Below are 13,876 nucleotides of genomic sequence, written 5' to 3'. Positions count from 1 at the left end.
CCTCGCCAAAGACTGGGAACGCTCCATCGAGAGCTCGACCGCGTGGGCGAATATCGCTTCTATCCGGATGCTAACCCGCAGAATTGCGCGACTTTCAGCCGCATGACAGACTTTTGAATCGGGCTCTTAAAAACGCGGCCCGAGCCAAAATGCGTCCGCGCTTGGACTTGTGTGAAACATGAAACGGGCTATGGTATTGGGAATCGTTACTTAACTGTCATAGACGAAACAACAACCTTCGGGTCGCGCCAGATTGCTCCACGCCGGGGTGCCGAATGCAGGCACGCCTTGCGTTTTCCGGTTGAGGAAGATTTGCAGCATGCGCGTTGTTTGCGGGTCGATGGACTAGACCTTGGTGGCCATTTTCCTGTCCATCCTTGCCGGAGCCTCGCTGATGTCGGCTCCGGCAGCCAAGCTGCCTGCGGGGAGACCGCCGCGTGTGCAGCACTACCGCAAGCGTTTCGCGGTCTGGCAGATCGACATAGCCAAGGACACGTTCACCGGTCGCACGGCCTGTCAGGTCCATTCGCGCGATGGCAGGATGCAGGTTCAGGGCGCGGCGGTGTCCTACCGCTTCCCCGAACGCTGGAACGTTGGCGATGCAATGTACAAGGTCGATGGTGGCGCCGTGCGGGCAAGCCGGGATGATCTGCCGCGCCTGATCGCATCGGGCGCGCCACTCGATGCTGGCGGCATGGCCAATCCCTCAGCCGGCCTGGTCTGGATACCCTTCGACGTTGTCGGGCAGGCGGCGGTCGTGGAGATCGCGCCGCGCGCTGGCGCAAAGCCAAGGACGTTCCGGCAAGCAGGTCTTGTGCAGGCGCGCGACTGGGCGCAGGCGTACGGCTGCGGGCTTGAAGGCCACGTCCGGGCACCATGATACGCGCGACACATGCCATCGGTGCATGGCTGGTTCCTGCCCTGCTGGTCATCGTTGGCGGAACGTCGGCATTGGCCGCACATCGCCCCGGCGCAACGCCTCGGTCCCTGCTCGATGCCCCGGCGCGCGACCCACTGGCCGTCAAGTGCGCCGGAACCCCGCGCTCGTCATGCCGGCTGATCAGCGAATTGCGCGACGGGTTCACGATGAAGCAGCAGACTGCGGAACCGGAGCCCGAGCCGACCGAGACATTGGCGCAGGCGCTCGACAGCGCCTATCGCACGGCTCCGACCTTGCAGGCGCAGCGTTATCAATTGCAGGCGCTCGATGAAAACTATGCGCAAGCCCTTGCCGAACTGCGGCCCAGCGCCAGCATTCAGGTGGTTGGCAACTATTCGCAGTCCGTGTTCGGCCGCACGAGCCAGGCGAACCGGCCCTTTACGCGATCATCGATCCTGACCGACAATTCGCTGGCCGCAACCGCCAGTGTCACCCAGCCACTGTTGACCGGCGGGCGCGCTGCGGCTGATCGCGAAGCTGCGCTGGCCCTTACCGGGGCAGGCCGCGAGGAATTGCGCGGCGCTGAAGGCGATCTGTTGCTGGCAGTCATCACGGCCTATGCCGATGTCCGCCGCGATGGTGCGGTACTGCGCCTTTACGCCGACAACCTTGCGCAACTTCAGGCGATGCTGGCCGAAGTCAAGGCACGCAAGGATGCCGGGGAGCTGACCCGCACCGATATCGCGCAGGCCGAAACGCAGCTCCAACTCGTGCAGGCCGCCTTTAACGCCACAGTTCAGCAGCAGGAGCAGGACCGGGCGCGGTTTGCCCTGCTGGTCGGCCATGACCCCGGCGTGCTGGCGCCGCCTCCACCTTTACCGATGCTGCCCGAAACGCTGAACGATGCGTTCGACAACGCCGACCGGCTGAACCCCGAACTGTCGGCCGCCATCGCAAGTGAGCGGCAATCGCGTGCGCAGATCGCCGCTGCGCGGGCGGCGCGGTCCCCTACGCTTTCGCTGGGGGCAAGTGCGACGCTCACCGGCAAGGCCGTGCCGTTCTACAGCCGCAACGATGATCAGGTGTTTCAGGGCCAGGCGGTGCTGACCATTCCCTTGACCACCGGGGGCCGCGTGTCGTCGCAGATAGCGCAGGCCGAAGATCGCAATTCAGCCGCGCGGCTGGGCATAGAATCCGCGCGGCGGCGGGTGGTCGCAGGCATCGTCGCGGCGTGGAACGCGGTCGCGACGCTCGGGCGCAATGTCACGGTCGGCGTCGCGCAGTCCGAATCCGCGCGCGTGTTCGATGAAGGCTCGTTCGCCGAATACCGCGCCGGACTGCGCTCCACCTTCGATGTGCTCTATGCCCACGCCACCCGCCGCGATACTGAAATCCTGCTGATCGACAACCGCCGCGATCTCTATGTCGCGCAGGCGACGCTGCTGCGCCAGACCGGGCAGATGGAGGCGCGCCAGTTGATGACCGGTTCGGGACTGTATGCTCCCGCCGACAACTTTGTCCGTGCAGCCGAGCGAAATGCGCTACCGTGGGATGGCATCGTGCGAGCGGTTGATGGCGTGAACACGGCGAACACGGCAACAGGCACGCTGGCCCAGCCAGCGATCGGTCATGGTCCTGCGGCCATTGTCGCCCCCACCGCCGAACACGAGCCCGCCGCGATGCCGATTGCCACCCATTCGCCGTCCGTGCCGCGCCCCGGAACCAGCGGCATCCCACAATCCGGGCAAATGGACCAACGCCGATGACCGCTGCCAATCCTGCGTCCGCGGCCCGGAATACACCATCATCGCCCGATGGCGTAAGTCTGACCAGCGGCCCGATCGCGCTGGCGGCGATGCTTGCCATTCACCGCATTGCGGCAGACCCGGCCCAGTTGCGCCACGATCTGGGCCACTCGGACGCGGCCAGCGGACGCGATCTGGTGCGGCTGGCACGGCGCTATACCGACGTGCGCGCCCGCATCGTCGACAGCCGGTTCGAGCGACTGGCGCGCACCCCGCTACCGGCTCTTGCCAACGGACCGGAGGGCTGGTTCCTGATCGGACGGGTCGAAGGCGATGAAGCGCTGGTCCAATTGGCTCGGCCAGAACCCGGCACCGCGGGGCTGCAGGTTCGCAAGCTGAACCGCGAGCAGTTGGAGGCGATCTGGTCGGGCGAACTTATCCTGGTGACCACGCGTGAAAGCGCGCTGTCCGGGGCAGCCCAGCGTTTCGATGTCAGTTGGTTCGTGCCGCAGATCATCCGTTATCGGCGGCTGATCGGCGAAGTGCTGCTGATCACGCTGGCGATCAATCTGCTTGGATTGGCCGCGCCGCTGTTCTTCCAGAACGTGGTCGACAAAGTGCTGGTCCATGAAACGCTCGATACGCTGTCGGTGCTGACGATCGGGTTTGTCGCCGTATCGCTTTGGGAAACGGCGTTCGGATGGCTGCGCACCCGGCTCTATTCGGAAACCAGCCAGAAGATCGACGTGGAGCTGGGCGCGAAGCTGTATCGCCACCTGCTTGGCCTGCCGCTTGCCTATTTCGAGAACCGCCGCGTCGGCGACATTGCGGTGCGGGTCCGCCAGTTGGAAACAATCCGCGAATTCCTCACCAACGCGTCTCTGACGGTGCTGGTCGATCCGGCGTTCACGATCCTGTTCCTGATCATGATGTGGTTCTATTCCACCAAGCTGTTCCTGATCACGGTGATCACGCTGCCGGCCTATTTCGTGGTTGCGCTGCTTATCACGGGGCCTTTGCGCACGCGGGTAGAGGAAAAGTTCGAGCGCGCGGCGGCCAACAATGCGCTGCTGGTCGAAAGCATTTCCGGCATCGACACCGTCAAGGCCAGCGCGGTCGAAGTGCAGTGGCAGCACCGCTGGGAACGCCAATTGGCGGGCTATTCGCAGGCGAGCCAAAGGGTGATCAACCTTGGCAATACCGGCAGCCAGTTGATCCAGTTGATTTCCAAGCTGAACATGGCCGCCATCCTCTATTTCGGGGCGAAAGCGGTGATTGCCCACAGCCTGACGGTGGGCGGGATGGTGGCGTTCAACATGTTCGCCCAGCGCGTATCGGGTCCGGTGATCCGGATGGCGCAGTTGTGGCAGGAATTTCAGCAAGTGCGGATATCGATCGCGCGGCTGGGCGATGTGCTGAACCAGCCGATCGAGGCTGGAGCCGGCAGCCGCACCGCCTTGCCCGCCATTCGCGGCGAGATCGCGTTCACCGATCTGCGCTTCCGCTATGGGCTGGAAGGGCCCTGGACGCTCGACGGCATCGACCTGACCATCCCGGCGGGCACATCGCTTGGCATTGTCGGTCCTTCGGGGTCGGGCAAATCGACGCTGACCAAGCTGTTGCAGCGGCTTTACTTGCCACAAGCCGGGCGGATCACGGTAGACGGCGTCGACATCGCGCAGATCGACCCAGCATGGCTGCGGCGCCAGATCGGCGTGGTCCTGCAGGAAAATCTGCTGTTCAACCGCTCGATCCGCGACAACATCGCGCTGTCCGATCCGGCGCTGCCGCTCGATGCCGTGATCCGGGCCGCGCAACTGGCGGGCGCGCACGACTTCATCCTGCGTTTGCCTGGTGGCTACGATGCGCAAGTAGAGGAACGGGGCACCAACCTTTCGGGAGGGCAGCGACAACGACTGGCCATCGCCCGCGCGCTGATCACCCAGCCGCGCATCCTCATCCTTGACGAGGCGACCAGCGCGCTCGACGCCGAAAGCGAGGAGATCATTCAAGCCAACCTGAGTGCGATCTCGGCCGGGCGCACGGTGATCATCATCGCGCACCGCTTGTCGGCCGTGCGCGGGTGCGACACGATCGTCACGCTCGAACGCGGCAAGATCGTGGAGGCGGGCAGTCATACGGAATTGCTGGCCGCCAACGGGCGCTATCACGATCTGCACCGGCGGCAGATGGGGATCGGCCAGGCGGGCAGCGGGGGAGTCACAGCATGAGCCTTGCGGTGGAATGGCTGGCCGAGCGCGTCCGTTCGGTTCGCGCGGCGCTAAAGGCCGACCGCCAGCGGCAGGCATCCCTGCCCAAGAGCGATGCGCCGGACTTCCTGCCCGCCGCACTGGAAGTGGTCGAAACGCCGGTCTCGCCAACCTATCGCCTGACCGCGTGGCTGCTGATGGCCTTGCTGGCGGTGGCGCTGATCTGGAGCGTGTTCGGTCGGGTCGATGTGGTGGCGTCAGCGCCCGGTCGGATCATGCCATCGGGCAACAGCAAGCTGATCCAGTCTGCCGCCTATGGGGTCGTGTCGGCGATCCATGTCACCGACGGCGCCCATGTCAGGCGCGGTGCGGTGCTGGTCGAACTGGACACGACGCTGGCCGGAGCGGAACTGGAGCAGGCGCGCAAAGGCTTGCTGGCGACCGAACTGGACATTGCCGGCAACCGCGCGCTGATCGACGCGCTCGATGGCAAGGGTCTGCACTTCGTCCGTCCGGAAGGAACTCCGCCTGAAATCGCCGCAACGCGCGAGGCACTTGTCGCAGCGCAAGTCCACGAAATCGACAACGCCGTGGCTGGGTACGCAGCGGCGCGCGGCTCTGCACAGGCAGAGGCGCAGGCGGCCGCGGCGACGCGCGCCAAGTTCGATGCCACCGCGCCGATCCTGGAACGCGAGGTTGCGGCAATGAACCGGCTGGACCGCCTTGGCTATGCCCCCGGCATGAGACTGCTGGACCTGCAACGCCAGCACCTGTCGGAACTTGGCGACCGCGAGGTAGCCGCCGCGCAAGAGCGGCATGGCGCCTCCGAAGCGCGCAAGTACGCTGAGGCTATGGCCCAGACCCGCGAACAGGCGCGCCGTCAGGCGCTGACCGACCTTGCCAAGGCACAGGCTGACCTCGTTCAAAAGCGTGAGGACGTGACCAAGGCAACGCGGCGCGCCGGGCTGCAACGTCTGGTGGCTCCGGTCGACGGCACCGTCCAGCAACTGGCGCTGCACACCATCGGCGGCGTTGTCGAACCGGCCAGACCGCTGATGGTGATCGTGCCCGACCGCAACGACATCATGGTCGAAGCGCGCGTGCTCAACCGCGATGCCGGGTTTGTCCACAGCGGCCAGTCGGTGTCGGTGAAGGTCGATGCGTTCCCGTTCATCCGCTTCGGCGCGATCCCTGGCCGGGTGCTGTCAGTCACGCGTGATGCGGTGCCCGACCAGAAACAGGGCGCTGGCTATGTCGCGCGCATCCAGCTCGATCGCAACGCGATCATGGTCGATGGCCAGCCGGTGCCGCTATCTGCGGGTATGGACGTGGTTGCCGACATCCGCACGGGCGACCGGCGGATCATTTCCTGGTTGATCAGCCCAGTCATGACCACGATCAAGCGGGCCGCGCGCGAACATTGAGCCTTCATCCAGCCGGGTGACCGGCGGCAAGCACAGACCAAACAGAACCGGGCCGGAATGCTGCTCTGCATCCCGGCCCGCTCCCTTTCTTCCTTGGAGTTCGTCTGACAGGTCAGACGAAGTGCGCGTTGCTTTGGGTGAAGCTGGTCAGCGCCACATTCTTCAGCGTCAGCACATCGGTTGGATCGAGCGTGATCTGAAGATCGGTGCCGACCTGCTTGGTGGCCCCCAGCAAGTGGGCCCAGTCGGCGAACACGCTCTTGTCGAATTGCAGCGTATCATGACCGGCGCCAGCGCCACTGGCGAAGTCATAGAGCGTTTCCTCGCCGAACTTGGCGTGGAACACGAAGGTGTCCGCACCAGCGCCGCCGACCAGCGTATCGCCCTTGCCACCAATCAGCGTGTCACCGGCAGACCCGGCGCGCACCACCGTGTTGCCCGCGCTGCCGTCCAGCGTGCTGGCCTTGGCGGTGCCGGTGATCGTCTTTGGCGGATCACCGATGAGCACGCTGCCGTAGAACCCGGAGCCAGCCGAATTGGTGCTGACCGTGAGGTTGACCGTCAGGTTGGCGATATTGCCGTTGCCGGTGAACAGTGCGGACGTGAGCGAGCCGAGGTTGATGGCATCGTTGGTGAAATAGGCCACTGCCGCAGCCCCGGTCGCGAACGACTGGGACAACAGCGTCGCACCATTGGCCGAGATCGTCAGGGTCACTCCGGTCACCCCCGTTCCGACGAGCTTGCCCCCGTACAGACCGATCAGCAGGTTCTGTTTCACCGCCAACTGGTTGAGATCGACCTGCAGACTGACTGACGTGTTGACGGTTTCGGTGCCGGTTCCTGCGCTGGTGTAGCGCCCGCCCAGTTCGGCAATGGCGAAGTACGACGATGCCGATCCGAACGCCTTGGCGATGTTTGAGTTGGCGACGAAGATGTTGCCAATGTCAGTGGCAACCGGCGCCCCGGTGATGAAAGCCACGCCTTGCGCGGTCGAATTGAACGCAGCAGCGGTGACGCCATACTGGGCGATGGACACGTCGGTCGCACTGTCGAGCGCCGAGCCGTTGCTGGACAACTGCACCGAGGTGAAACCGGACAACGTCCGGACAAGGAAGCCCTTGCCCTGTGTGGCCGTTGCCGTCGCTTGGGCAACACCGCGCAGCCCGGTAACTGTGGCCGATGCATTGCCGCTACTGCTGGTACCAAGACCACCATCCGCGTTGACCCGGCTTTCTGCGGTGTTCGAGGCGTTTGCCACACCGTTGGCCACGGCCGCGCCGCCTGCGGCAATGCCATTGGTGGCCACCGCGCTGCCGCCAGTTGCCCGGACGGTCAGCGCAATGTTGGTGCCCTTGATCGTGCTGCCAGCGTTCGCCGCACCACCTGCGCCATTCGCAGAGTTCGTGCCGAATCCGCCGTTGCCCCCCAAAGCCCATATCGACGCCGTGATCTGGGCCGACTTGTTGGCATTGAGCGTATCGTCAAAGGTCAGTTGCGAACTGGCCGCACCGCCCTGTCCGCCAGTAGCGGCGCCCAGAGTGGGATTCGTGGCATAAGTGGAGTTGCCGCCAGCGCCGCCATAGGCCCACTGATCGAGGTACAGGGCGCCACCATTGGTACTTCCGGACACGGCATTGGTCAGCGTCGAATTGCCGCCATTGCCTGCGGCAAGCCCATTGCTGGATGAACCACCACTGCCGCCGTATTGCACCACCTTGGCGATGGCGGAGCCGCTACCCGCGTTGATGGCCTTTGCCGATGAGCCACTGACCGAAGCACCATTTCCTGCCGCGCCTGTACTGTTGTAATAGCCGAAAAACCGACCCGATCCGCCGCCGCCGCCAAAGGTATCAACGCGCGCGACGACACCGATTCCGCTTCCCGTATTGGTCGAGACGGCCGAAGCGGTCGCGGCCGCGATACCGCCCGCCGAGTTGCTGGTGCTGCCCGCCGCGCCATTACCACCATTGACATAAGCCTGCGCAGTGACGTTCTGCTTACCGGTCACTGCGACCGCCGCATTTGCCGCGCCCGCAACACCGGCAGCTCCTGCGCCACTCTCGCCGGCATTGCCGCCATAGGCATCGGCAAAGCCACTGAGCTGTTTGCTGGAGGACGTGTTAGCGGTGTCGTCAAAAGTCAATGTTGAACTGGCCGCTCCACCGGCACCGCCGGTAGCGGTTTCACTGAAGCCACCGCGACCCCCAAAAGCCGTCTGGTCCAACTCCAGAAAACCGCCATTTGTCCTGCCGCTGACGGCGTTGGTCAAAGACGACTTGGCCCCGGCGCCGCCATTGGCGCCGGAAAAGCCAGTCCCGCCGTAACCGCCCTGCTGATAGACGCTGACGGAAGTGGTGCCCGTACCGCCCACGCCCGAAGCACTCGTACCACTGGCTTGTCCGCCCGCACCGGCGGTCGATCCGCCGTAGTAAGCATCACCGCCGCGACCGCCCGATGCAGTGGCCTGGGAACTGACCGATGCCGTCGACGTCGCCGCATTGGTTGCCGAGGACTGCGCCGTCGCAGCACCACCCGCTGCGCCGCTGCCAATCGCTTTTGAGCCACCTGTACCACCATACGAATCCGCCCGAGCAGACACAAGGGCGTCACCGCCGATGGTGGTATTGGAAGCCGCGACAGCGCCGCCAGCCGTAGCCGTGCCGGTCGATGTCGACCCGCCACTACCGGCACCCGCGCTTGAACTGGTGTACAAGACCTTGCTGGTGGTGGCGTTCGCGGTATCATCGAACGTCAAGACCGAATTGGCGGAACCCGCTGCACCAGCGGTGCCCCCAACGGAGTAGCCACCGTTACCACCGCTGGCAAACTGGCCAAGTGACAAAGTGCCACCTTTGGTGCTGCCGGAGACGGCGTTGGTCAGCTTGGTACCGGCACCTGCGCCGCCGGTACCGGTCGATTGCGCGCCGCCGCCATCACCGCCATATTGACCAGCAGAGGCGGTAGCCGAGCCCGCACCCGCCGTTATTGCATTGGCCGTCGTGATGTTGGCCGCACCGCCTGCCCCGCCATTGCCGTTACTCCATCCGCCGGTACCGCCGATGGCTTGCGCATAGGCATTGGCCGAACCCGATCCGCCCGTCTTGGCCTGTGCCGAAGTGGCATTGGCGGCGCCACCGGTACCGCCGGTTCCGGCAGTGCTGGCATTGTACCCGCCATAGCCGCCATAGGCATTGGCGGTGGCGGTCGCGCCAGCGGTCAGGCTGGTCGTGATCGAGACGTTCTTGGCGGTGGCACCGCCACCGGTGCCCGCTACTCCGGCCACCGGATTGCCATTGGCATCGTAACCGCCCTGGCTTGTACCCCCGCCGCCGCCGAAGGCATAAGCCTGCGATCCGCTGTTGTAGCCGATGGTGCCGGTGCCGGTCAGCGCCAGCGACGCCGTTGCCGCAGCGCCATTGCCGGCAATCCCGGTCGCCGCTCCGCCGCCTTCGCCGCCGTCGGCCCATGACCGTCCGCTGACATCCACGCTCTTGGTGGTTGATGCGGTATCATCGAAAGCGAACACCGAAGTGGCCGCGCCTGCCGCGCCACCCGCTCCGCTGCCCGACGTCGTGAAACCGCCATTGCCGCCAACCGCCGTCTGAAACAGCGACAGATTGCCGCCATTGGTGCGGCCAGTGACGACGTTGTTGATGCTCGATGCGGCACCGGCACCGCCGGTTGCACCGGAATAGCCCGTACCGCCCGAACCGCCGTACTGGGTCGCCCTTGCCGAGGCGCTGTTGTTGCCAGCGGTGATTGCGGATGCCGCGGTGATCGTGCCAGCAGCGCCTGAGCCAGCGTGCATGCCTGCTCCACTGCCCGAACCACCGTTGCCGCCGCGCGCAAACACCGAGACGTTGGTTGGGGCATAGGTGCCTGCCGTCGTCGTAGTGGCCTTGCCCGATGCCGATGCCGTGCCCCCGCTGGCGCCATTGGCAAACAGACCACCAGATCCGCCACCGCCGCCATAACTGTTGACGTTCAGAGTCAGTGAATTGGCTCCAGTCAGCACCCCAGACGAGGCTGCAAGGCCGCCTGCCGTGGCCGAGCCGACGTTCGTGCCACCGCCAGCGCCACCGTTGGCGTTGACATTGGCAGACACCAGCCCGCTGGCGGTGGCCGACTTGGTATCGTCAAACGCAAGCGAACTGCTGCCATAGCCCGCAATACCAGCCGTACCGTCCGAACTGTACCCGCCGCTGCCGCCGTTGGCTGACTGCGACAGGCTTACGGTCGATCCGTTGGTTACCCCGGTCACGGCATTGGTCAGCGATGACCATGCGCCAGCGCCACCGTCGGCGCCGTCATAGCCCCAACCACCGGAACCGCCGGATTGGCTGGCGCTGGCGGACGCAACACCATATCCGGGGCTGACGGGCACGCCGGTAATCGTGGCCGAAGCCGTCGTGCCGCTGGCCAGACCACCTGCGCCACCGCTGTTCCCCGCGCCATACCCGGTTCCGCCACCGCCGCCGAAGCTGGTCGCGCTCGCGCTGGCCACATTGCCGCTACCGATTGCCGTCGTCGCGGACGATGTTGCCGTGGCAGCCCCACCGGCCGCGCCGTTACCCTCTGAAGGAAGTGGATTGTAGCTGGTATTGCCGTTGCCGCCGGTTACTGAGCCGCCGCTTCCGCCATAGGCCAGCGCGGTGGCGCCGAGACTGCCGGAGCCTTTCAGTGCGATCGTGGAAATCGCACTACCGCCAACGTTGGTGGTTCCGGTATCGGTCGATCCACCTGTTCCACCCGTTGCCCGCACAACGCCCGAAAGATAGGTCGCAGGCGTTGCGCCAGTGCTGCCGTCAAATGTCAACGAGGAACTCGCCGCACCTGCAGCCCCTGCCGCGCCCGTATCCGAATAGCCGCCGTTGCCGCCAGTCGCGGCCTGATCAAGGTACAAGTATCCGCCATTGCTGCTGCCACTGACAGCGTTGTTGGCGGTGGAACTGGCACCTGCACCACCAGCGGCGCCGTTGTAGCCCGCACCACCGTTGCCGCCGCTCTGCCTGACGATGGCATTTGCATCAGTATAACCAGTCGCGGTGGCGGTAACGCTCGATGCGACCCCGCCTGCGCCACCGGTCTGGCCCGCCCCACTGCCAATGCCGCCTTGGCCGCCGTTGCCGTATGCGTAGGCATAAGCGGAACCGGCCGAAGTGACTGTCGACTTGGCTGTTGCCGTGCCACCGGCTGCGCCGTTTGTCGGCAAGCCGCCGTTGCGGGTAACAAGCGCTCCGCCGCCAGCACCGCCCACTGCAAAGGCTTCGCCATCGACATAAACGCCGCCGTTGGGCCCCACAATGGCACCCTTCGATCCGGTCAGCGCCACGGATGCATTTGCCGCACCGCCAGCGGCGGTCACGCCGGTATCGGACCCGCCACCTGCGCCACCATAGGCGTCAGCTTCGCCTGTCAGGACATTACTGGAGGTCACGTTCTTGGTGTCATCGAATGTCAGCGATGATGTGGCTGCACCGGCCGCACCGCCAGCGCCGCCGCCGGCCGCCAGCCCGCCATCACCGGCATAGGCAAGCTGATACAGATCGAGACTGCCGCCGTTCGTGCTGCCGCTGACCGCGTTGGTCAACGAGGAACTGGCGCCCGCACCACCGGTCGCCCCGGCCGCTCCGTTACCGCCATTGCCACCGTACTGATATGCTCCGGCCGAGCTGTAACCCGCCCCGGCATTGACGACACTGGCCTTGATCCCGCTGGCGACACCGCCCGCGCCGCCAGTTGCACCAACGCCAGCGCCTGCGCCACCGTCGCCACCCTTGCCGAGAGCGGACGCGTAAGCGTTGGAACGGGCGGTATCGGTCGTTTGCGCGGCGCTGCTCGCCGTTGCCGCACCACCAGCCGCGCCTGAGCCCTTGACCGTCGCCGAGCCACCGACACCGCCATAGGCAACCGCGCTGGCGCCATTGATTTCAAATGCGCCCTTCACGCTCGTGGCTGCGGTTGCCGTGCCGCCGGCTGCCGCCGCCGCGGTATCGCTGCTGCCGCCGATGCCGCCTTGCGCCAACGAGCGCGCCCGTACGCTGGCGCTGGTGGTCGAACTGACCGTATCGTCAACTGTCAGGCTGGCGCTCGCAGTACCAGCAGCACCACCTTTGCCCCCTCCCTTGGCCGAACCGCCATTGCCACCAGTCGCCTGTTCGACAAGGTTCATGGTGCCGCCGCTGGTCTTGCCGGAAACCGCATTGGTCAATGCCGACGATGCGCCCGCACCGCCGGTCGCGCCGCTCGTCGCTGCACCGCCATTGCCGCCGGTCTGGAACACATTGGCAGAGACCGCGCCATTGCCAGCCGTCGTCGCCGATGCTTTGGCCCCGCTGGCGACACCGCCTGCACCACCTGCGAACCCGGCACCAACGCCAGCTCCACCATTACCGCCAGTGACGGTGGCGGCGGCGGTTACGGGATCACCCGAAGTTCCGGTGTTGGCCGCAGACGCCGCCCCGGTGGAGGCACCGCCAACACCGCCGCTCGCCCCTGCGCCGACTGACGTACCAACGCCTTGCAGACCTGCGGCGCCACCGTTGCCGCCAACCGACTTCACTTTCGCGTTTGCCGGTCCAGCCACACCCGTGGTCGCCGTGGCCGAGGTGGCGCCCCCTGCGCCGCCCGCACCCGCCGCCGTGCCCGCAGATGCGGGGATCGAAGCACCTTTGCCGCCGACACCCCCATTACCGCCGATGGCGGTGGCAATATTGGAAGCGTCGGTCGGGGTCGCGGTTGCGGCGGTTGCAGCCTGCCCTGCAACGCCCGCACCACCGGCAACGCCAGCTGTTACGCTGTTCGCCCCATTGGCGCCATTGGTACCCTGAACGGAAATAGAGCTCATGATTACCCACCCCTCGCAAAATTCAAATCGCGCGCACACGGCCCACCCAGGCATTTTCGACTTGGGGCGGAGCTAAATCATTCAAAATCGGGAACGAATATTCCGGATATCGAAAACAACTATTGAAAATCGTTAATCGCAATAAAGCTACTACGGAGTTTTACCGATTCGCAAGATTAAACATCGCGAAAAAAAGGCAAATTTGAGAACCGATTGACGAATATCATGCCTACTCAATTGACTAGGGCGGGCCAAACCGCATGGTCATATTTATGACAACAAGTTTATGTGCGCTATCGCACCTTGACCGCATCGTTGAGCTTTGTGACAGTTTTTCATCCAGCATCTGCCAACGGACGGAGTTGCATTCCGGATGGATTACCGATGGCATCTGTGATGTTGGCGACCTGGCACGGCAAGTCGCGATTGTGACGGCCATGCATATGACAATCGCCATATCTTGGCCGGTTCAAGTCGTTGCTGAATTGAACAATTGATGGCCCGGTAAATCGATGCGGACAGCAACGACCTTACCTGCCCACCTTGCGGTGATCCATTGTGCGGTGGAGATTCGTGATTATCATGCGATTTCAGTCGCGCCTCAAGCGCAAGAAATGTCAAATTGCCCCGCAATCGGCTCTAAGAGCCCGAGCGAAAAGTGGTTGAGCGATATCAGTAGGTTGTGATTCAGCGTCGTTGTCGAGACGATGGAGGAAGCACATGCCCTGGACTGATACCGCTCGCCGCAAGCATATGCGGGAAGGTGCGGG

General features: G+C 64.7%; 6 protein-coding genes and 1 pseudogene. 6 read left to right on the top strand and 1 reads right to left on the bottom strand.

Annotated elements, in window-relative coordinates:
• The 5 genes and pseudogenes from LDN95_RS22040 to LDN95_RS22020 all read left to right on the top strand — a co-directional run.
• Nucleotides 1-106: pseudogene (locus LDN95_RS22040) on the top strand (IS5/IS1182 family transposase); the annotation flags it as partial.
• 249 nt (nucleotides 107-355) lie between these two features.
• Complete coding sequence (locus LDN95_RS22035) at nucleotides 356-880, top strand: hypothetical protein (RefSeq protein ID WP_226019678.1); 525 nt, start codon at nucleotides 356-358, stop codon at nucleotides 878-880.
• Entirely contained in the window at nucleotides 877-2,646 is a 1,770-nt protein-coding gene (locus LDN95_RS22030; protein WP_226019677.1) for a TolC family protein, read from the top strand. Before LDN95_RS22035 ends, LDN95_RS22030 begins: the two co-directional genes overlap by 4 nt.
• Nucleotides 2,643-4,856, top strand: coding sequence for a type I secretion system permease/ATPase (locus tag LDN95_RS22025; RefSeq protein ID WP_226019676.1), 2,214 nt, complete (start codon nucleotides 2,643-2,645; stop codon nucleotides 4,854-4,856). Before LDN95_RS22030 ends, LDN95_RS22025 begins: the two co-directional genes overlap by 4 nt.
• Nucleotides 4,853-6,259: an HlyD family type I secretion periplasmic adaptor subunit gene (locus tag LDN95_RS22020; protein ID WP_226019675.1), complete on the top strand. Its 1,407-nt coding sequence runs from the start codon at nucleotides 4,853-4,855 to the stop codon at nucleotides 6,257-6,259. The genes LDN95_RS22025 and LDN95_RS22020 overlap by 4 nt, the downstream gene beginning before the upstream one ends.
• A 112-nt stretch (nucleotides 6,260-6,371) precedes the next feature.
• On the opposite strand, the gene LDN95_RS22015 is transcribed toward LDN95_RS22020, so the two are convergent.
• Nucleotides 6,372-13,106 carry a hypothetical protein gene (locus LDN95_RS22015; RefSeq protein ID WP_226019674.1) on the bottom strand — a complete coding sequence of 2,245 codons (6,735 nt, stop codon included), beginning with the start codon at nucleotides 13,104-13,106 and terminating at the stop codon, nucleotides 6,372-6,374.
• A 272-nt stretch (nucleotides 13,107-13,378) separates the two neighbouring features.
• On the opposite strand from LDN95_RS22015, the gene LDN95_RS22010 reads away from it, so the two are divergent.
• Entirely contained in the window at nucleotides 13,379-13,603 is a 225-nt protein-coding gene (locus tag LDN95_RS22010; RefSeq protein WP_226019673.1) for a hypothetical protein, read from the top strand.
• Nucleotides 13,604-13,876 lie beyond the last annotated feature (273 nt).

It is taken from the genome of Novosphingobium sp. FKTRR1 (assembly GCF_020404405.1).
Lineage (GTDB): Bacteria > Pseudomonadota > Alphaproteobacteria > Sphingomonadales > Sphingomonadaceae > Novosphingobium.
This window is presented reverse-complemented; position numbering and strand designations above follow the sequence as displayed.